Source organism: Chitinophaga varians, assembly GCF_012641275.1.
GTDB lineage: Bacteria > Bacteroidota > Bacteroidia > Chitinophagales > Chitinophagaceae > Chitinophaga > Chitinophaga varians_A.
Genome location: NZ_JABAIA010000004.1, coordinates 146,851 through 167,141 on the forward strand (window position 1 = coordinate 146,851; position 20,291 = coordinate 167,141).

Consider the following 20,291-nt stretch of genomic DNA (forward strand, 5'->3'; position numbering starts at 1 on the left):
TTGTTTGCTTAATTATTGTTCAGGGACCGGGCTGCCTTAACGTTTTTTCTGCAGGCAGATGACCGGGCTTTTGTCCGGACCGGCGTTTTATAACAGTTACGCCTGTACGGATATGGGGTGTCGGTCACAGCACTTTATATTCCTGCTGGTGCCAGACGCCAATGGGCTCATATTGTGTTTCGCGGCCGATCACGGCCATGGGTATCGGTTGGCCGCCGCTGAGGGCGAGCAGTTTCCACAGGCTGCGGAAATCCGGCCGTACCTGCATTTCCTGTCCCTGGTCGTCTCGCAGCCACCACTGGCCGTTACGTTGTACTGGTGTAAGCGCGGCAATCGTATATACCTGATCGTTATAGAGCGGCCACTGGCTGCTGACCTGTGTCTGGGCGGTCATCACGTCTGCCCAGCCGGTATGACCGCTAAAATGGCGGGCTGCCGTGGTGGCCTGCTGTGTTTTGATCAGCGCCCGCATAGGGGCGGCTGACGGGTAATATACCAGTTCTGCCTTTATGCAGCTGCCTGGTGCAGGCATCAGCTGTACCTGCGGCTGATGGCGGATCGTAAATTGCAGCACCAGCGCTGCGCGGCGGGTGGTAAGGCCGTATAGCCAGTACCGTTCAGTAATGAGGCGGTCGTCTTCGGTACTTTGTTTACCGAGGACCAGCCAGGTGTCCGTGATGCCGGTTTGTGCTTTGAGTTCTTCCTGTGACTGTGCATAACCGACAAGCGTCCGGATGTCTTGCCGGAGTGCGGGGGGCAGTTCGTCCAGATGGCCATAGGCCTGTGCGGCCAGATATAGCCGCAGCAGTTGCTCCATAAAGGTGTGTTGCCAGCCATCACTGTAGTAGCTGATTTCGGCCATCTCCCGGAGTATGGCCGCCAGCCCGGACGCCTGTGCGTCTACCATGCGGCGGGCCATGTTTTCGCACATGTCTGCGCCTTTGTCAGGCAGACCGATAATCCCGTTGCGGACAAGGTCTTTGCTCCACCGCAGCAGTTCTTCCAGGCCGTCGCTCACTTTCCGGTGCCGGGCTTCCGTTCTTTTGTTTTGAGCGGCTTCGTCCACCGGCTTGGCTTCTGTGGGCTGCTGCGCCTTTTTCTCTGCTTTCTCCGTGCGCTTGCTGATCCATTCTGTTACCCAGGCGGGTTGTTCCTGTTGCACAAAGGAGGCTTTCTCCCTGGCATAATACAATAAAAGGCCAACGCCATGTTTACACGGGAACTTACGGCTTGGGCAACTGCAACGGAAAGCCATGGCGCTGGTATCCACCTGCGTCTGATAAGGCTTGCTGCCGCTGCCCTGGCATTCTCCCCACAGGGCCGCCTCACTGTAGCCGGTGCTGACCCATTTGGCCGGCCTGGCCAGTTCTTTCCCCGCTTTGCGGGACGATTCGTCGGGTGCCATTGCCAGCACCTGTTCTTCCGTTAGGTCCAATTATGCAGTTATTTTATTATTTGGTTATTGGCTTGGTTATTTAATCCGTAGCATGTGCCAAATTAAGTCAAAGTAGCTGTTGATGAACAATGCTACAAATTAAATAATTTCATAAAATAAAAGTCAAATATCGTTGAATACTACGCAATGTATATAGTAACAACGCAATTTCCGGCGTAAAAATAATCTTTTGGAGAAAAGAAGGATGGTTGTAGCAGAAGTTTAAGTAGAGAGGGTAAAATATTCATTATGAAATAAATATAACGGTTGTTTAAAGTTGAATAAAGAGAAGGGGCAGCTATCTGTCCGGCTAACCGGGAATCTGTCCGCCAAGTTGCCTGATCGTGGCCTGCAGCAATTGCACCCGTTTCAACAGGTGGCTGATGGCCTCCAATCCCTCCATATTTATCTGCAAATCGAAGTGTAACCGCATGTATTTTTCCAGCAGAGGCAACTGGTCGTAATGCAGGTAAGTGACCTGTTCCTCCCGTGTCAGCACGATCAATCCGTGATCGTCCAGATCAAATATAAAAGAAGTGGCGATGTTGTAATGCTGACTGCATTCTTCTATTGTCAGTTTATCAATGTTTTCCATACCAGCATAATTTTATCGTTCGTCGGATAATTGCTGAAAGAGTGCTTTTTCTTTCTCAGAGAGATTAGTGGGTAATTTGATCTGCCAGGTGATATATAAATCGCCGAACATACCCTCTTTTTTGTATACCGGAAATCCTTTCCCTTTCAACCGTACGGTTACGCCGTTCTGTGTTTCGGGTGCGATCTTCAGCTTTACTTTCCCGCCTAAAGTGTCCACCACCTGTTCGCCGCCTAACATGGCCTTGTACAGGTCCAACGGCACATCGCAGTAGAGATCATTCCCTTTCCTGGTAAAATTTGTATCGTTTTTAATCCCGAAGGTGATATACAGATCACCTTTAGGTCCGCCATTCATGCCCGGTCCCCCATAGTGGGCGAGTTTGATCTCCTGACCGTTTTCAATACCCGCAGGCAAAGTAATGCGGATGTTCTGTCCGTTGACCGTAAAGGTTTGTTGATGCGTTGTATAAGCCTGCGACAGCGTTATTTCGAGTTTGGCATGTATGTCCTGCCCCCGGAAACGGCCTTGTCTCCCTCCGCTGCCGCCGAACATAGACGAAAAGAAATCGGAGAAATCATCTTCCCCGCCACTATAGGTATAGTGTTGTCCTTCTCCGAAAGGATGGCCCTCATACCGCGACTGGCCACTATAGGCATTTTGTTGTCTCCTGGCTTCCTCGAACTGTTCCGCATGTTTCCAGTCTTTCCCGTACTGGTCATATTTTTTGCGTTTTTCCGGATCGCTGAGCACTTCGTTGGCTTCGTTGATCTGTTGAAACGTCCTGCCAGCCTCGGGATTGTCAGGGTTCAGGTCAGGGTGATGTTTCCGGGCAAGTTTCCGGTATGCTTTCCTGATGTCGTCAGCGGAAGCATCTTTGTTTACACCTAAAGTCTTGTAATAGTCAATGTATTCCATATCATCCTATATTCTTTTTGAAGGGAACAGCTGTTTGTATGGAGCGGGTATCGCTGTTGGCGATGCAGATGAATAATTTACAAATAAAAATGAACCTAAGCAAAACTACTTACGGGGCATCGCCGGATGAAAGTTATGTCTGCTGTAGTAGGCTTGCACTACCAGCCTATCAGCCGGGAAGACGCCTTCCAGAAGATAGCGGCCCAATGCATTAGCATCACCCGATGAAGCGGCGTTCTATAGTACGGTAAAGAAAATGCTGGACAATATGTTTATTGGGGGCGCCGGCGGGGAACTATGACCGGTTGCTGGATTTCAGTACTGCAAAAACAGGGAGTTTGTTTTTTGTGCCGTCTGCTAGTTTTATTTCGACGGTGGCAGATGGAGGTATGTAAGGAACAAAACAAAAAGGCATTTCCAGGGAATCGTCAATTACCTGGAAATGCCTGTCAGATTAAAGAAACCCAAGCTCCAGTTTGGCTTCTTCGCTCATCATATCTTTACTCCACGGCGGATCAAAAGTAAGGTGTACATCTACTTCAGACACGCCTTCGATATTCCGTACCTTTTCATCCACTTCGCGGATGATGTCACCGGCAACCGGGCATCCCGGGGCTGTGAGCGTCATATCAATACCGATGCGGTTGTTTTCTTTGATCTTGATAGCGTATACCAGGCCCAGTTCCCAGATGTTGACAGGGATTTCCGGGTCGTATACGGTTTTCAGCTGTTCTTCTATCTTTTCCCTTAATGTTGCTTCTTCGCTCATGACTGGTTTGTTTTTGCCTGGTAGGCTACTGCATAAAGTTTCATCTGTTTGAGCATGCTCAGCAACCCGTTGGAGCGGGTGGGGGAGAGATGGCTGCTCAGGCCGATGTCATTGATAAAGTAGATGTCCGCGGTGGCTATCTCTTTCGGCGTATGTCCGGACAGCACGTAAATCATCAGGCTTACCAGCCCTTTGGTGATCACGGCATCGCTGTCGGCGGTGAAGAACAGTTTCCCATCTCTGAGCTCGGTGTGCAGCCACACGCGTGACTGACAGCCTTTGATCAGATTTTCCGGTGTCTTGTATTCTTCTGCAATGAGCGGCAGGTCTTTGCCCAGTTGGATAATATATTCATATTTGTCCTCCCAGTTGCTCATTACTTCAAAGTCGGACTTTATTTCATCCTGTCTTTCGTTGATCGTCATAATAGTAGTCTCCTTTTACCGCAGCATGGACACAGCCCGATTGATACCGGCTACCAGCTTGTCAATGTCTTCCTTCGTATTATAGAAGGTGAGCGATGCGCGAACAGTGCCGGGGATTTTAAACTCATCCATCAGCGGTTCGCAGCAGTGGTGCCCTGTTCTTACGGCAATTCCCTGCTGGTCCAGCAATTCCCCGAGGTCAAACGGGTGAATGTCGTGTATCAGGAAGGAAATGGCGCCGCTTCTGCGGGCGGCATCGCCGATGAAGCGGATGCCATCTATCTGCCGCAGTTGCTCCAGTGCATAGGCCTGCAGTTGTTCTTCCCATTGCTGGATTTTGTCGAGGCCTGTCTGCTGCAGGTATCTGATCGCTGCCCCTAAACCGATGGCGCCGGCAATATGCGGTGTACCGGCTTCAAATTTATAGGGCAGTTCGTTATAGGTAGTTTTGGCAAAAGTAACGGTCTTGATCATATCACCGCCACCCTGGTAGGGAGGCAGTTTGTTCAGCCATTCAGTGGTACCGTACAGTACCCCGATGCCGGTGGGACCGTAAATTTTATGTCCGGAGAAAACGAGGAAATCCACCTGCAGGGCCTGCACGTCGATGCTCATATGCTGGATGGCCTGTGCGGCGTCCAGCAGTACGGGGACCTTACGGGCATGTGCCTGTGCGATGATTTCTTCTACCGGGTTGATGGTGCCCATTGTATTGGAAACATACGTTACTGCTACCATTTTCACCGTGTCGTCCAGCAGGGCGGAAAACGCGTCCATCTTCAGTTCTCCCTTCTCATTGATAGGGATCACTTTCAGGGTGGCGCCACTTTCTTCGCAGGCCATCTGCCAGGGAACGATGTTGGAGTGGTGTTCCATGGCGGAGATGATCACGCTGTCACCTTCCTTCAGGAAACGGCGGCCTATGGTATTGGCCACCAGGTTGATCCCGTCGGTGGTGCCTTTGGTGAAGATCACCTCGTGGGTATGCGCTGCGTTGATAAAGCCGGCAACAATTTCACGGGCTTTTTCGTAGGCGTTGGTGGCTTCCTGGCTCAGATGGTGGACGCCGCGGTGCACATTGCTGTTATATTCTTCGTAATACCGGGCTTCTGTTTCTATAACTGTCAGCGGCTTCTGCGTGGTAGCCCCGTTATCGAGGTATACCAGCGGTTTGCCGTGCACCAGTTCCTGCAGGATAGGGAAGTCCCTCCTGATCTGCTTTACGTCCAGGGCTGTGGTTTCTATGTTAGCAATATGTTCCATTGGATGGGTATTAGTTGTTCATGATGGCGGCAATCTGTTCCTGCAGATAATGTTGCAGGGCAGGTACCTTTACTTCGTCTGTAATATCATGGGAGAACGCATTTACCATCAGTGCTTTGGCAGCATCTTCCCCGATACCGCGGGAGCGCAGGTAGAACATGGATTCTTCGCTGAACTGTCCGGCGGTGAAACCGTGGCTGCATTTTACGTCGTCTGCATAAATTTCCAGCTGCGGTTGTGAGTTGATATCTGCTTTAGCGCCCAGCAGCAGGTTGTTGTTCTGCTGGAAGGCATTGGTTTTCTGTGCTTCCTGGTGTACAAGTATCCTGCCGGTGAAAACGCCGTTGGCGCTGTCGAGCAGTACTCCTTTGTACAGTTCGTTGCTGTTGCAGTTAGGCATGATGTGGTCCATGAAAGTATGGTTGTCCACATGCTGTGTGCCGTTGGCAAGATACAGGCCGTTCAGGTTCGTTTCCGTATAGCTGCCGTTGAGTGCCACGCTCAGGTTGTTGCGGGTGAACGGGGTACCGGGCAGGGTGAAATTAAAATGATGGTAACGGCTGTTGGCCTGTTGCTGGGCGGCGGTAGTATGCACTTCACGGAAGTGCTGGTCGCCCTGCTGGATATTGTAATGCCACAGTTCCGCATTGTCTTCCACGACTGTTTCCAGTACGCTGTTGGCGAAAGTCACCACGTCGGCGCCCGGATGAACGGAGCTTTCGATGATGGTAGCGGCGGCATTCCTGTTCAGCACCCACAGGTGGCGGGGCTGGATAAAGGCATGCTGTGTGGCAGTGTATACATGAACGATATGTACCGGTTTGTCGATCACCGTGTTGGCGGCCAGTTCTATAAACAGGCCGTCGGCGAAGAGGGCGGTGTTCAGTGTGGCCAGTGATTCCTGGGCCAGGTGGTGCTGTTTGTTGAACCACTTGGTGAAACCAGGCGCCTGTGTGTGGGCGCTGAGGGCGCCGATGGTAATACCTTTGCCGGCGGGCAGTTCAGACTGGTCTGCCTGCAACTGGCCGTTTACCAGCACAATGCGGTAGCAGTCCAGCTCCGGAATGGCAGCCTGGGCTACCACGGAGGCGGGCACGGTAGTGGTGGCATACAACAGTTCATAAGGGAATTCCTTCAGATAACGTTGTATGTTGGAATAACGCCATGCTTCTGTTTTCAGTGTAGGAAGACCCAACACTGAGAAGCGCTCCAGAGCCTCCCGGCGGACGTCTTGCAGATCGTCCTGCGCCTGGCAGGTCGATAATGCGTTTACATCGGTCGTTAACGCCTGGTAAAAAGGCAATGTAATATCACTCGTCATAATGGTATGCTTCTTATACTGATTCTTTCAAATGTAACTCTTCCTTCAGCCAGTCGTAGCCTCTTTCTTCCAGTTCCAGGGCCAGTTCCTTGGTGCCGGTTTTGATGATACGGCCGTTGTACAGCACGTGTACAAAGTCAGGCACGATGTACTCCAGCAGGCGCTGGTAGTGGGTGATGACTACAAAAGATTTTTCTGCGTCACGGAGTTTGTTAACGCCGTTGGAAACGATACGCAGGGCGTCGATATCCAGACCGGAGTCTGTTTCGTCGAGGATGGCCAGTTGAGGGTCCAGCATGGCCAGTTGGAATATTTCGTTGCGTTTCTTTTCACCACCGCTGAAACCTTCGTTCAGGGAGCGGTTCATCAGATTGGCGTTAAAGTCTACCAGCTGTTGTTTCTCTTTGGTCAGTTTCAGGAAGTCACGGCCTTCAATGGTAGGCAGGCCTTTGTAGGTCCTGATTTCATTGAGGGCTGTTTTCAGAAAGTTCAGGTTGGATACGCCCGGAATTTCAACAGGGTATTGAAACGCCAGGAATACGCCTTCACGGGCACGGTCTTCGGGAGACAGGTCCAGCAGGTTTTTACCGTTGAACCATACTTCCCCTTCGGTAACGGTATAGTTGTCACGGCCTGCGAGCACGGAGGCCAGCGAACTTTTGCCGGAACCGTTGGGGCCCATGATGGCATGTGTTTCGCCTTTACCTATTTCGAGGTTAATGCCTTTCAGAATTTGTTTCCCTTCTACTTCTGCGTGCAGATTTTTAATCGTCAGCATGATTGTTTTATTTCGTTCTGTATGTAGTTAATTGGATAAGCGAATTATCCAACGCTTCCTTCAAGTGTGATAGATAATAATTTCTGTGCTTCCACGGCAAATTCCATGGGGAGCTGGTTCAGTACTTCCTTCACGTAACCGTTTACGATCAGGGCCACTGCTTTTTCCGTATCGATGCCACGGGCGTTCAGATAGAAGATCTGGTCTTCTCCGATTTTGGAGGTGGTGGCTTCGTGTTCGATCATCGCGGTTTTGTTGCGTGATTCGATATATGGGAAAGTGTGGGAGCCGCAATCGTTGCCGATCAGCAGGGAGTCGCACTGGGTAAAGTTACGGGCGTTATCGGCACGGGGGCCAACGGCCACGAGGCCGCGGTAGCTGTTATCGCCTCTGCCGGCAGAGATGCCTTTGGAGATGATACGGCTTTTGGTGCCTTTACCGATGTGGTGGATTTTGGTACCGGTATCTGCGATCTGTTTGTTGCGTACTACGGCCACGGAGTAGAATTCCCCTTCGGAGTAGTCGCCCTGCAGGATTACGCTGGGATATTTCCAGGTGATAGCGGAACCTGTTTCCACCTGTGTCCAGGAGATCTTGCTGGCGTTGCCTTTGCAGATGCCTCTTTTGGTCACGAAGTTGTAGATACCGCCTTTACCGTCTTTATCGCCGGGGTACCAGTTCTGTACGGTAGAGTATTTGATTTCCGCATGGTCCAGGGCTACGAGTTCCACTACAGCGGCGTGCAGCTGGTTTTCGTCGCGCATGGGGGCGGTACAGCCTTCGAGGTAGCTCACATAGCTGCCTTCATCGGCGATGATAAGGGTACGTTCAAACTGGCCGGTGTTCTGGGCATTGATACGGAAGTAGGTGCTCAGTTCCATCGGGCAGCGTACGCCTTTGGGAATATAGGTGAATGAGCCGTCAGAAAACACAGCGGAGTTCAGCGCGGCGAAAATGTTGTCAGAGTGAGGGACTACGGTGCCCAGGTATTTTTTTACCAGGTCAGGGTATTCCTGTACCGCTTCACCGAAAGAGCAGAAGATAACGCCCATCTCTTTCAGTTTGCCTTTAAAGGTAGTGGCTACGGACACGCTGTCAAATACGGCGTCTACGGCCACACCGGCGAGGGCCTTCTGTTCATTGAGCGGAATGCCCAGTTTTTCGAAGGTGGCCAGCAGTTCCGGATCTACTTCATCGAGGCTGTTGAGTTGTTTTTTCTTTTTGGGAGCGGCATAGTAGGAGAGCGCCTGCAGGTCCAGCTCCGGCATTTCGAAGTGCTGCCAGGTGGGGAACTGCATTTTCTTAAAGGCGGCAAAGCCTTTAAGGCGCCATTCCAGCAGCCATTCCGGTTCATTCTTTTTAGCGGAAATAAAGCGGATGATATCTTCATTCAGCCCCGGAGGAGCGATATCCATTTCAATATCGGTGGTAAAGCCAAACTCGTACTCCTTATTGGCTATATCATCTATTATTTCGTTACTGTTCATCATACGATTTTGATATTTATACCGCGAAGCTTTCGCCGCAGCTGCATGTTCTCGTTGCATTCGGGTTGTTGAAGAAAAGGCCTTTGCCATTGAGGCCGTCGGAGTAGTCCAGTTCGGTGCCATACAGGTAGAGCAGGCTCTTCATTTGTACGACTACCTTTATTCCCTTGTCTTCAAATACCTGGTCTCCTTCCTGTTCTTCTGTTTCAAACTTCATGACATATTCAAGGCCGGAGCAACCGCCGCCTTTTACCCCTACTCTTACGAAAGTGCCGGGAGCGTGATGTTCGGTCTCCATCAGCGTCTTGATATATACTCCAGCTTTTTCTGAAACGGTTATCATAATTCAGAATTTTTAAATTGCTAAAACTGAACGGGTGGCTCAGATTGCTGTCCCGGCCGCCACGTGTGACTGCGCGGCGGAGAGCAGGGATACCATCATATCCAGCTTGGTTTTATAAAATGCAGTAAACCCGCTGGTCTGCGGGTCATAAAGATTATTTTTCAGGATAGGCAAAGAGTAGGGCAGTACCCAGGCCCTCAATGCTTTGGCTACGGCATCCATGGCGTTGATCCCCTGCATGGCCTGTGTGCCGTCGGCCCAGGAGAGCAAAGCTACAACCTTTCCGGTTAAATATGGCCGTTGGTGTTTGCTTGTCAGCTCCAGCCAGTCCAGGCAGTTCTTCATGGCACCCGTCATGCTGCCATGATATAAAGGCGTCATCCATATCTGAAGGTCCGCCTTGCAGAAAGCCTCACACATCGCTGCCACGCTCTCCGGCTTTTTAGCCGCTTCCAACATGGAAAAAAACGGGATCTCTTTCTCGGCCAGGCTGAAAATCTCGGTCGGTAACCCCTTTTCTGTCAGGCCTTCCGACAGGTACGCCGCCAGCCTGTTAGAGGTGGCTTCAGGGCGGGTGTCAGTGGCACCGTTAAATATGAGTACGTTCATTAATACCTAAGATTTAGAGATTTAAGAGATTATGAGATTTACGGGTGATAGATGTGATCTTAAAATCATCTAAATCTCAAATTTCTTTTTTTTAGCTCCCACAAAATTACGACATTTACAATAAAACAAGTAATAACTTGGAAAAATATCCAACACGAACCAAAAATGCCGCTGACAGGTTTTTGATGCTGATCAAGACCAAGGGCCCCCTGTCTGCTGCCGAACTGGCCGGTGAATTGGGTATCACCACGGAAGGCGCCCGCCTGCAGCTGGTAAAGCTGGCTGAAGAGGGCTTGTTGCAGTTTGAAAGTATATCCAAAGGCGTCGGCCGCCCCATGCAAATATGGAGCCTGACCCCGCTTGGCAATGCCCGCTTCCCGGACAGTCATACCGAACTCACGGTAGACATCATCCAGACCATTAAAACGGTACTGGGCCCCGAAGCACTGGCCAATGTGATCAAAGCACGCGAAAAGAACCAACAGGAGAAATATAATACCGCCCTGGAAGGGGTTAACGGCATCGAAAACAGGTTGACCGCCTTTGCGGCCATCCGCACCGGCGAAGGATACCTGGCAGAATGGAGAAAAGAAGGAGATGTGTTCCTCTTCATTGAAAATCACTGCCCTATCTGCTGCGCTGCCGCTACCTGCGACAATATCTGTACTTCAGAGATGAATACCTTTATCAGTGTTATCGGCGAAGAGGTACAGGTGACACGCCTGGACCATATCATCAATGGCGCCCGCCGCTGTGTCTACAAAATCAGACAAAACACTGTCCCTGCCATTTAATCAACCCGGCATTGAATGATTTGATATTATCAGACAGCTGCCAGCTATTTGATGATCAATACCAGGGTGCCTGAAATTATCAGTAAGGCACCAATCGCCGTTTTCCAGGTAAGCGCCTCCTGCAGGAAAATGGCGGACAAAATGATCGTCAACGCCACACTTAGCTTATCCACCGGCGCCACCTGCGACACCTTGCCTATCTGCAACGCCTTAAAATAAAAGATCCACGAGAAACCGGTAGCCAGGCCGGACAACACCAGAAATATCAAAGTGTGCCTGGTCAGCGTCACTCCCTTATATTCCCCTCTTGCCAGCACAATGCCCCATGCCACCAGTAAAATGATAATGGTACGGATGCCCGTGGCCAGATTGGAAGGCACGTCCGCCACGCCTATCTTGGCAAAAATCGCTGTCAGCGCCGCAAATGCAGCTGATAATAAAGCATATATCCACCACATAATAAATTACGAATTACGAATTACGAATTACGAATTACGAATTACGAATTACGTAGAATGTTTACACTTTGAGGCCTAATATCTTCAGCGTCCGGGCCTGCCCGTCCAGCACGGCCACATCAGGCAGATGCGCCCATTCCGCAAACCCTTTGGCATGAAACAACTTCAGGCTGGGAATGTTGTGCGCGAAAATAAAACCTAACAGGGTATGGATACCAAATTTCGGCGCCACATCAATGGCATGTTGCAGCACCAGCTTTCCGTAACCCTTGCCACGCGTATGTTCCGCCAGGTAAATGCTCACCTCTACCGTGCCATCGTAAGCGGGCCGGCCGTAAAAAGAAGAAAAACTGATCCATCCCACCAGCTCCGTGCCATCATACACCATCCACAAGGGACGATGCTCCGGATTGTGTGCCAGAAACCAGGCCTGCCGGCTTTCCACGGTCACCGGCGAAGTGTCTGCCGTTACCATCCTGCCCGCTATGGTGCTGTTATAAATCTCAACGATCTGTGGTAAATCACCGGGGACCGCGTCCCGGTACTGCAAATGCATCATATGTCTGATAAAGAAAAATTATTGCCAGATAGCCTCCCGGTCATATTCCCGGCGAAGTAAACTATACAGGTCCGCATCCACGAACTTCCCCTTTTCAAAGAAAGCATCGCGTAACATCCCTTCATGACGGAACCCTACCCGTCCCAGCAAACGGGACGACGCTGCATTCAACGGATCTACGAAAGCCTCCACACGGTTCAACTGTAATTCCTCAAACACAAACCGCAGGATCTGTCCGATAGCAGTGGTCATAATACCCTTGCCCCAATAAGAAGGCAACAGGTCATAACCCAGCTCTATTTTATAGTGTGTTTTGTTCCAGTGGTGGAAACCGCAGGTGCCCACCAGCTCATCTTTACCTTTGAAAGTAATGGCCCAGCGCATTCCTTCCTGCTTTTCCCAACGTTCACGGAAATACGTAATGATCTGGGTTGCCTCGGTAATATTGGTAAAAGCGTCAATGTCCATGTACCGTGTCACTTCTTCTTTGGAAAAGAGGGAGAACAAAGCAGCGGTATCTTTTTCTGTAATAGGGCGGAGCACCAGTTGTTCTGTGCTGAGTACGGGTAGTTGCATGATACGGTGCTTGTTTTAGGTTGCCTGCAAAACTAATCGATCTGCTTAAATTGTACCAACAAAATGTTGGTCATCAACCTGTATTCATCACACAAAATGTGAAAATTTATCCATCTCCCTATGTTTTAATCTCCCTTTAATGCCCGCCAACTGAAACATTCCTACTTTTGCTTAGATCATAGTATAATAATACTTCAAGTATGAAAATATTGGTTATAGAAGATGAGTCCAAAGTAGGTGCCTTTATTAAAAGAGGACTGGAAGAACACCACCATCAGGTGGACGTATATACTGACGGACTGCTGGGGCAACAGGCAGCATTGGAGCAGGACTATGATCTGATCATACTGGACATCATGTTGCCAGGCATCAACGGCCTGACCATCTGCAAAAACCTCCGCACCCGCGATATCACTGCACCGGTGCTGATGCTCACCGCGCTGAGCGCCACCCATGATATTGTGGACGGTCTTAATGCAGGTGCCGATGACTACCTCGCCAAACCATTCCATTTCTCAGAACTGGTGGCCCGCGTAAACGCCCTGTCACGCCGCAAAAACAATTTCAAACAGGAAAAAGAGATACTTACCCTGGCCGACCTGCGCCTGGACACTACCTCTAAAACCGCCAGCAGGGAGGGACAGGAAATCACCCTCACCGCCAAAGAATACGCCCTGCTGGAACTGCTGCTCAAAAATACCGGCAAAGTGCTGTCCCGCGCGCTCATCTCCGAAGCGGTATGGGGACTGGAATTTGATACCGGCACCAACACCATCGATGTGTACGTAAACTATCTCCGCAACAAAATCGAAAAAGGCTTCAGCGGCGAAAAGCTGATCCATACGGTGGTAGGGATGGGATATGTCATGAAAGTTAAAAGCACCTGGCAGCAACAGCTATGAAGATAAGGCACCGTTTATCATTACAGTTCACCCTCATCACCGGTATTATCCTTGCCGGGGTGTTTGTATTGATATACCTGCTGTCTGCCCAATATATCCGCAACAGCTTCTATAAACTGCTGCAGGTAAGGGCGCTGGTCACCGCCCAGGTATACCTCGAAAAAGACGAACTGACCAAAAAGAAATTCCTGGAGATAGAAAAAAGCTACGCCCAGAGCATCCCCGACGAATCCAGCAATATTTATGATCAGGACAACCAACCTGTTTTCCTGGAAAAGGTAAAGTACAACTGGCCGCCATCGCTGCTGAACACCATCCGTAAAAACAATACCTACCGCTTTACGTTCGGGGAGAAGTACGGCGTGGGCATGTTTTATCCCGACAATCAGGGCGACTTTGTGGTGATTGTGACCGCCCGCAACAAAGCTGGCGAACAACAGCTGCAATACCTCGCGCTGATACTGGTCGTCATACTCTGTATATCCCTGATCGTTACCTTCCTGCTGGGCCAGTGGTTTGCCAGCAAAGCGCTGCATCCCATCCAGAGCATTAACAGGCAGGTGAAGAAAATACGTTCCAACAACCTGCACACACGGGTGGAGCAGGGGCGTAACAAAGACGAGATCGCCGAACTGGCCGGGAATTTTAATGAGCTGTTACAACACCTGGAACAGGCTTTTGAGATGCAGCGCTCCTTTGTGTCCAATGCCTCGCATGAATTAAGGACACCGCTGACCACTATCATAGGCGAGATAGAAGTCACCCTGCACCGGGAACGCAGCCAGGCCGAATACATCGCTACGCTGGACACGGTGCTGGACGAGTCGGAAAAGCTGAAAGTGATTACCGACGGCCTTTTGCAGCTCACCCGCATAGATGTGGTCCTGACGCCTGCCAACACGGAATCCGTGCGGCTCGACGAACTCCTGTGGGAGATTCAGGAGCACTGGCAGTACAAAACACCGCCCTGCCAGGTCGACGTGGTGCTGAGCGATCTTCCGGAAGATGCTTCGCGGCTGGCCATCCGTGGCAACCGGCCTTTGTTGATGCTGGCATTGCAAAATATTGTCCGCAATGCCTTTAAATTTTCACATCATCAACCTGTAACCCTTCGTCTTACCTATAGTTCCAATTGCCTTGTCATCTCTGTGAGTGATAAAGGCATTGGCATTGCGCCCGGAGAACTGGATAAAATATTTCTGCCACTCTACCGGGCAGACAACGCCTATACGTTTGCCGGCTACGGCATCGGGCTGGCCATGGCCCAGCGCATCTTTCAACTCCATCAGGCCACGATCACCGTGAGCAGTGTCCTTGGGCAGGGCACTACCTTTAACATTTTTTTTCCGGTTGATATTAAAATCTAATTTTGTTTTAACTTCATTCTAATTAGTACTTAATAGCCTATCGCCATCTTTGCAACGAAAAATCAGTTGTATGACGATCAGACTAGCATTACAAGCCTTTCCTGTACTGTTGGGCATCCTATGGAGCTGTTGCGTACGTGCGCAACCGTTGGATACCCTGAAACTTACGCTACCGGAGGCAGAGCAGCAGCTTCTTCAGAAGAACATCCCACTGCTGGCACAAAAATTTAATATCGACGCCGCCAGGGCAGAGGTGATCACCGCCCGGTTGTGGGACAATCCCCAGGTAACTTTCGAGAATGTATTGTACAACCACACGACCAAAAAGTGGTTCGACTTCTCCTACAATGGTCAAAACTCCCTCCAGGTACAACAGTTGTTCAAGCTGGCCGGTAAACGCAATAAAGCTGTGCAACTGGCCCAAAGCGGCGTAAAGATGACAGAATACCAGTTCTTCGATCTGCTGCGTACCCTCCGTTTCTCCCTGCACGACAACTTCTTCGATCTCTATTACAAACAACAATCGCTGCAGACATTCGGCCGCCAGATCACCTTCCTGCAGCAGATCGTTAAAGTGTTTGAACAGCAGAAAGCCATGGGCAACATCGCGCCCAAAGAGATCATCCGTATTAAGTCACTGCTGTACGACCTGCAACACGATGCGCTGGAAATGGAAAAAGATATTCAACAGACACAGTCCGACCTGGCGCTGCTGATTCGTGTGCCCGCCACCGTTAACATACAGCCGCAGCTGCCGGACACACTGGCAGCCGTGCCTGCATCGGCCTTGTCTTTTCAGACATTGCTGGACACCGCCAGGGCCAACCGGTACGATCTTAAAATTGCCCAGGAAAATGTCCAGTATAATAATCTGAACCTGCGGCTGCAACGTTCCCTCGCCGTACCCGACATACAGCTGGGCTTTTCCTATGATAAGCAGGGCAACTTTGAAAGGAACTACAACGGCCTCAATATCTCCATGCCGTTGCCGTTCTTTAACCGCAACCAGGGAAACATCAAAATGGCGAAAGCCCAGCTGGAGGGCAGCAAACTACAGCTCAACGGCACGCAGGACCAGCTGGAACATGATGTCATGAACAGTCTGCAGCAGGCGCTGAAGACCGAGAAGCTGTTACAGGAGTTTGATCCCGGATTTGAGCAGGAATACACCACCATGATGCGCGAAGTGGAAAAAAATTACGGGCTGCATAATATAGGGCTGCTGGAATTTATAGACCTGTATGACGCCTACCGCAACAACGTGCTCAAAATGAACGAGCTTAAATACGACCGACTCAACGCACTGGAGCAAATCAACTTCGCTACCGGCGCTTCCATTTTCCATCTTTGATCAAACACGCCAGAATCATGCAAAACATTAAAAAGCTTTATATACCTGCAGCTGTTTTTATTATATCCATCCAGGGCATCATCCTCACCGGCTGTGGCAGCAAAACAGTCCCGGACAAAACCGCCCGGTGGGCGCTCAGTGACTCCCTGCTTCGCACGCTGGTGGTGGATACCGCCACTACCGCCGCTATGGACAACGAAATTATGCTGACCGGAAAAATCAGCGAAAACGAAGATAAAACGGCCCGTATCTTCCCGATGGTAAGCGGTATCGTTACAGAAGTGAAAGTCCATTCCGGTGATTTCGTTAAAAAAGGACAAGTGCTGGCCGTGATCAAAAGTCCTGAAATGGCGGGCTTCACTGCAGATCAACGTATAACCGCCAGCGATATGGCCACTGCCAAACGGAATATGGAGGTGGCAGAGTCCTTTTACAAAAGCGGATTAAATTCCCGTAAGGACTATGAAGAGGCAAAAAGCAACTACGATAAAGCCGTGGCAGCCTACAATAAGTCCAGCGCCGTGCTGGAAATAAACGGCGGTGCCCACCAGACCAGCTACATGGTAAAAGCACCGGTACCGGGATTCGTGATCAACAAAAGAGCCGCTGAAAGCATGCAGTGGCGGCCGGATAACTCAGACCCCATCTTCGTTGTGGCCGATCTTAACAACGTATGGGCCATGATCAATGTCTTTGAATCAGATATATCCGGCATCCGGGAAGGCGACCAGGTGCAGATGTCCACCTTGTCTTATCCTGACAAAACCTTTACCGGCAAGATAGATAAGATCTACAATGTGCTGGACCCCGAGACAAAAGTGATGAAAGCCAGGGTGGTAGTGGATAACCCCGGCTTTTTCCTGAAGCCGGAAATGTTTGTGCGCGCCAAAGCCAAACGCCATGTGGATTCCAACATGGTCAGCATTCCGTCCCGCGGCATCATCTTCGATCATGATAAATACTATGTGCTGGTGCTCACGAACACCAAACCGGGCGTGGCCATCCGGGAAGTACAGGTGGCCAGGACGGTAGAGGGCCGTGCTTATATCGCCTCCGGGTTGAAAGAAGGGGAGCGCATCATCGCTTCCCGCCAGGTATTCATTTATGACACACTGAGCGATCAGCAGTAAACCCTAAAGGCCAGCATTATGAACAGATTCATTAAGCAGATACTAGCTTTCTCCCTGAAGAATAAATATTTCATTTTTTTTGCCGCCGGCGTGATGGCCATTGCAGGTTATCTCAGCTTTAAACAGATCGGGGTAGACGCTTTCCCGGACGTGACCAATACCACGGTGACCATCATCACCCAATGGCAGGGGCGCAGCGCGGAAGAAGTGGAAAAATTCGTGACCCGTCCCATCGAGATAGCGATGAACCGGGCGCAGAAAAAAACACATATCCGTTCCTCCTCCCTGTTTGGACTGTCTGTGGTGAAAGTGATCTTTGACGATGATGTGGATGATACTTTCGCCCGGCAACAGATCAATAACAACATCGCGTCCGCCAACCTCCCGGAAGGGGCGGACCCCGAGATAGAACCGCCGTACGGCCCTACCGGAGAGATTTACCGGTACACGCTGGAAAGTAGCAAACTGAATATCGAGCAACTGAAAACGCTGCAGGACTGGGTGGTGGAACGCAATCTGCTGGCCGTGCCCGGCGTGGCGGACATTGTGAGCTTTGGTGGTGAAGTGAAAATTTACCAGGTGACCATGAATCCTGATAAAGCTGTACAGTACAGCATCACGGCGCAGGAAATGTATCAGGCGCTCTCCAAAAGCAATATCAACGTTGGTGGCGACGTGATCGTCAAAAATGCGCAGGCGTATGTGGTGCGCGGCATCGGGGTGCTCAATAACGTAGAGGAAATCAAGAACGTGATCGTAGACCACATAGGCGGCACGCCCATCCTCGTAAAAGACGTGGCCGACGTGTCAGTGGCCGCACTGCCACGCCTGGGGCAGGTGGGCCGCGACCGCGACAACGATATGGTGGAAGGTATTGTGGTGATGCGCAAAGGAGAGAACCCGGCCAACGTGATCGTGGAACTGAAGAAAAAAATTGAAGAGCTGAATACCCGCATCCTGCCGGACGATGTAAAGATTAAAACATTCTATAACCGGGAAGACCTGATCGATTTCTCCACCCATACGGTGTTGCACAACATGATTGAGGGCATCATCTTCGTGACGGTGATTGTTTTCATTTTCATGGCCGACTGGCGCACGACGGTCATCGTAGCAGTAGTAATACCACTGGCCTTGTTGTTTGCCTTCATCTGTCTGAAGTTGAAAGGCATGAGCGCCAACCTGCTCTCTATGGGCGCTATCGACTTTGGCATCATCATAGACGGCGCGGTGGTAATGATGGAAGGGATTTTTGTGGTGCTGGACAGGAAGGCGCACCAGGTGGGCATGGAGCGGTTCAACCGCCTGAGCAAACTGGGCATGATCCGCAAAGCCTGTATGGAAAACGGTAAAGGTATTTTCTTTGCCAAGCTGATCATCATCACCGGGTTACTGCCCATCTTCACCTTTGAGAAAGTGGAAGGCAAGATGTTCTCCCCGCTGGCGTGGACGCTGGGCTTTGCCCTGCTGGGCGCGCTGATACTTACATTTACGCTGGTGCCGGCGATGGCCAGTGTGCTGCTGCGTAAAAACGTGAAGGAGAAAGAAAACTTCTTCCTGCGGTTTGTGCACAAAACCACGTCACGCCTCTTTAACTATACTTTCCATCACCGTCGGCTGGTGTTCACCCTTTCAATTGTAGTGCTCATCATTGGACTGTACTGTTTCCGTTTCCTGGGAACGGAGTTCCTGCCACAGCTGAATGAAGGCGCCATTTATATCAGGGCCACCGGTCCACTGAGCACTTCCCTGGAAGAGTCGGTGAAAGTGGCCGATGAGATGCGTAAAAAGATACTCGCCTTTCCGGAAGTGAGGCAGGTGATGTCGCAAACGGGCCGTCCCAATGACGGTACCGATGCTACCGGTTTTTATAACATAGAGTTCCATGTAGACATTTACCCGCAGGATGAATGGAAGAGCGGGATATCCAAGGAGGAGCTTATCCGTAGGATGAATGGAAGACTGGACGGGACGCCCGGCGTAACGCTCAATTTTTCCCAGCCTATCATGGATAACGTGGAAGAAGCGGTATCTGGTGTAAAAGGTTCCATTGTAGTGAAGCTTTTTGGGGATGATTTTAAGACCGTCGAAAAACATGAAGAGCAGATCGAGAAAATCCTCAAAACGGTGAGGGGCATTGAAGATCTGGGCATCATGCGCAATATCGGCCAGCCGGAGCTGCGCATCAATCTGAACCAGCAGAAGATGGCGCTCTATGGCGTCACTACGGAAGATGCCAACTCTGTTATCGAGATGGCGATCGGTGGCAAGGCCGCCACTAAGATATACGAAGGGGAGAGGAACTTCGACCTGCGTATCCGTTACCCGGAAGGGTTCCGTGAAGATGAAGTAGCGATTGGCAATCTCTCTATTCCTACGTTGCGGGGCAACAAAATACCGCTGAAGGAAATTGCCGATATCAGCCACATTATCGGACCGAGCATGATTTACCGAGATAAACACCAGCGGTACGGAGCGATCAAGTTTTCCGTACGTGGCCGTGACCTGGGCAGTACTATTGATGAAGCCCGGAGAAAGGTGGGCGAGCAGGTAACGTTGCCCAAAAACTATTTCCTGGAGTGGGCAGGCGACTTTGAAAACCAGCAGCGTGCCACCAAAAGGCTGACGCAGGTGGTGCCTATCAGCCTGCTCCTGATTTTCCTGTTTCTTTTTATCCTGTTTGGACGTATGAAAGATGCCCTGCTGGTGCTGAACAATGTGCCGTTTGCCATTATCGGTGGTATTTTCTCGCTGTGGCTGACAGGCATTAACTTCAGTATTTCCGCCGGTATCGGGTTTATCGCCCTGTTCGGTATCTGTGTGCAGAACGGCGTGATCCTGCTGACCAAGTTCAAAACGAATATCCGGGGGATGCATCAGTATTCCGACAGCCTTTTGGCACAGGCCATACATGATGGCGTGGAGTCGCGCATACGGCCGGTGATCATGACAGCGATGATGGCCGCTATCGGGTTGCTGCCGGCTGCCATGAGCCATGGTATTGGCTCTGAGACGGCACGGCCATTGGCCCGCGTGGTGATCGGAGGGTTGATTACCGATACGTTGTTCAACCTGTTTATTTTCCCGATTGTGTTTTATTGGGTATACCGCAGGATGTTGAGAAAGGCAGAAGCGTAATAGTTTAGTTGGTTGTTTTATAAATGAGAAAAGCCGCAGGAGTTCGTCTCCCGCGGCTTTTTGTATATAAGTT

Annotated in this window: 21 protein-coding genes; 7 read left to right on the top strand and 14 right to left on the bottom strand. The window is 50.6% G+C overall.

Annotated elements, in window-relative coordinates; translation table 11 throughout:
* Positions 1–124: 124 nt before the first annotated feature.
* The 3 genes from HGH92_RS30040 to HGH92_RS30050 all read right to left on the bottom strand — a co-directional run bounded on the left by HGH92_RS30040 (position 125) and on the right by HGH92_RS30050 (position 2,948).
* Entirely contained in the window at positions 125–1,435 is a 1,311-nt protein-coding gene (locus HGH92_RS30040; RefSeq protein ID WP_168874552.1) for an SWIM zinc finger domain-containing protein, read from the bottom strand.
* Between the two features lie 310 nt (positions 1,436–1,745).
* Complete coding sequence (locus HGH92_RS30045; protein ID WP_168874553.1) at positions 1,746–2,030, bottom strand: chaperone modulator CbpM; 285 nt, start codon at positions 2,028–2,030, stop codon at positions 1,746–1,748.
* 12 nt (positions 2,031–2,042) lie between these two features.
* Positions 2,043–2,948 (bottom strand): DnaJ C-terminal domain-containing protein, encoded by a 906-nt coding sequence (locus HGH92_RS30050; RefSeq protein WP_168874554.1) that lies wholly within the window; start codon positions 2,946–2,948, stop codon positions 2,043–2,045.
* A gap of 305 nt (positions 2,949–3,253) precedes the next feature.
* Between HGH92_RS30050 and HGH92_RS34400 the strand changes: the two genes are divergently transcribed.
* Entirely contained in the window at positions 3,254–3,343 is a 90-nt protein-coding gene (locus HGH92_RS34400) for a hypothetical protein (RefSeq protein WP_343746160.1), read from the top strand.
* 59 nt (positions 3,344–3,402) lie between these two features.
* Here the strand turns inward: HGH92_RS34400 and HGH92_RS30055 are convergent, their stop codons facing one another.
* Genes HGH92_RS30055 through HGH92_RS30090 form a run of 8 tightly spaced genes read right to left on the bottom strand, consistent with a single transcriptional unit; the run spans position 3,403 to position 9,943 of the window.
* Complete coding sequence (locus HGH92_RS30055) at positions 3,403–3,717, bottom strand: DUF59 domain-containing protein (RefSeq protein ID WP_168874555.1); 315 nt, start codon at positions 3,715–3,717, stop codon at positions 3,403–3,405.
* The gene (locus HGH92_RS30060) at positions 3,714–4,142 is read right to left on the bottom strand and encodes a SufE family protein (protein ID WP_168874556.1); all 429 of its coding nucleotides are present in this window, start codon (positions 4,140–4,142) and stop codon (positions 3,714–3,716) included. The genes HGH92_RS30055 and HGH92_RS30060 overlap by 4 nt, the downstream gene beginning before the upstream one ends.
* A gap of 15 nt (positions 4,143–4,157) precedes the next feature.
* Positions 4,158–5,405: a cysteine desulfurase gene (locus HGH92_RS30065; protein WP_317166463.1), complete on the bottom strand. Its 1,248-nt coding sequence runs from the start codon at positions 5,403–5,405 to the stop codon at positions 4,158–4,160.
* Between the two features lie 10 nt (positions 5,406–5,415).
* Positions 5,416–6,726, bottom strand: coding sequence for a Fe-S cluster assembly protein SufD (gene sufD / locus HGH92_RS30070; RefSeq protein WP_168874557.1), 1,311 nt, complete (start codon positions 6,724–6,726; stop codon positions 5,416–5,418).
* A gap of 13 nt (positions 6,727–6,739) precedes the next feature.
* Positions 6,740–7,504, bottom strand: a complete 765-nt coding sequence (sufC, locus tag HGH92_RS30075) for a Fe-S cluster assembly ATPase SufC (RefSeq protein ID WP_078670616.1) — start codon at positions 7,502–7,504, stop codon at positions 6,740–6,742.
* Positions 7,505–7,548: 44 nt separating this feature from the next.
* Complete coding sequence (gene sufB / locus HGH92_RS30080) at positions 7,549–8,994, bottom strand: Fe-S cluster assembly protein SufB (protein ID WP_168802817.1); 1,446 nt, start codon at positions 8,992–8,994, stop codon at positions 7,549–7,551.
* 13 nt (positions 8,995–9,007) lie between these two features.
* Complete coding sequence (locus tag HGH92_RS30085; protein ID WP_168874558.1) at positions 9,008–9,334, bottom strand: HesB/IscA family protein; 327 nt, start codon at positions 9,332–9,334, stop codon at positions 9,008–9,010.
* 39 nt (positions 9,335–9,373) lie between these two features.
* Positions 9,374–9,943 carry an NADPH-dependent FMN reductase gene (locus HGH92_RS30090; protein ID WP_168874559.1) on the bottom strand — a complete coding sequence of 190 codons (570 nt, stop codon included), beginning with the start codon at positions 9,941–9,943 and terminating at the stop codon, positions 9,374–9,376.
* Positions 9,944–10,080: 137 nt separating this feature from the next.
* Between HGH92_RS30090 and HGH92_RS30095 the strand changes: the two genes are divergently transcribed.
* Positions 10,081–10,737, top strand: coding sequence for a helix-turn-helix transcriptional regulator (locus HGH92_RS30095; RefSeq protein ID WP_247655089.1), 657 nt, complete (start codon positions 10,081–10,083; stop codon positions 10,735–10,737).
* A gap of 44 nt (positions 10,738–10,781) precedes the next feature.
* On the opposite strand, the gene HGH92_RS30100 is transcribed toward HGH92_RS30095, so the two are convergent.
* The 3 genes from HGH92_RS30100 to HGH92_RS30110 all read right to left on the bottom strand — a co-directional run bounded on the left by HGH92_RS30100 (position 10,782) and on the right by HGH92_RS30110 (position 12,330).
* Positions 10,782–11,195, bottom strand: coding sequence for an EamA family transporter (locus HGH92_RS30100; RefSeq protein WP_168874560.1), 414 nt, complete (start codon positions 11,193–11,195; stop codon positions 10,782–10,784).
* A gap of 61 nt (positions 11,196–11,256) precedes the next feature.
* Positions 11,257–11,754, bottom strand: a complete 498-nt coding sequence (locus HGH92_RS30105; protein ID WP_247655090.1) for a GNAT family N-acetyltransferase — start codon at positions 11,752–11,754, stop codon at positions 11,257–11,259.
* Positions 11,755–11,772: 18 nt separating this feature from the next.
* Positions 11,773–12,330 (bottom strand): GNAT family N-acetyltransferase, encoded by a 558-nt coding sequence (locus HGH92_RS30110; protein ID WP_168874561.1) that lies wholly within the window; start codon positions 12,328–12,330, stop codon positions 11,773–11,775.
* Positions 12,331–12,530: 200 nt separating this feature from the next.
* On the opposite strand from HGH92_RS30110, the gene HGH92_RS30115 reads away from it, so the two are divergent.
* The 5 genes from HGH92_RS30115 to HGH92_RS30135 all read left to right on the top strand — a co-directional run bounded on the left by HGH92_RS30115 (position 12,531) and on the right by HGH92_RS30135 (position 20,218).
* Positions 12,531–13,232: a response regulator transcription factor gene (locus tag HGH92_RS30115; protein ID WP_168874562.1), complete on the top strand. Its 702-nt coding sequence runs from the start codon at positions 12,531–12,533 to the stop codon at positions 13,230–13,232.
* Positions 13,229–14,599, top strand: coding sequence for a sensor histidine kinase (locus HGH92_RS30120; protein WP_168874563.1), 1,371 nt, complete (start codon positions 13,229–13,231; stop codon positions 14,597–14,599). The genes HGH92_RS30115 and HGH92_RS30120 overlap by 4 nt, the downstream gene beginning before the upstream one ends.
* Before the next feature lie 70 nt (positions 14,600–14,669).
* On the top strand, positions 14,670–15,950 hold the full coding sequence (locus HGH92_RS30125; RefSeq protein WP_168874564.1) for a TolC family protein: 1,281 nt from the start codon (positions 14,670–14,672) through the stop codon (positions 15,948–15,950).
* A 17-nt stretch (positions 15,951–15,967) separates the two neighbouring features.
* Positions 15,968–17,080 carry an efflux RND transporter periplasmic adaptor subunit gene (locus tag HGH92_RS30130; protein WP_168874565.1) on the top strand — a complete coding sequence of 371 codons (1,113 nt, stop codon included), beginning with the start codon at positions 15,968–15,970 and terminating at the stop codon, positions 17,078–17,080.
* An 18-nt stretch (positions 17,081–17,098) separates the two neighbouring features.
* On the top strand, positions 17,099–20,218 hold the full coding sequence (locus tag HGH92_RS30135; protein WP_168874566.1) for an efflux RND transporter permease subunit: 3,120 nt from the start codon (positions 17,099–17,101) through the stop codon (positions 20,216–20,218).
* Positions 20,219–20,291: the final 73 nt, after the last annotated feature.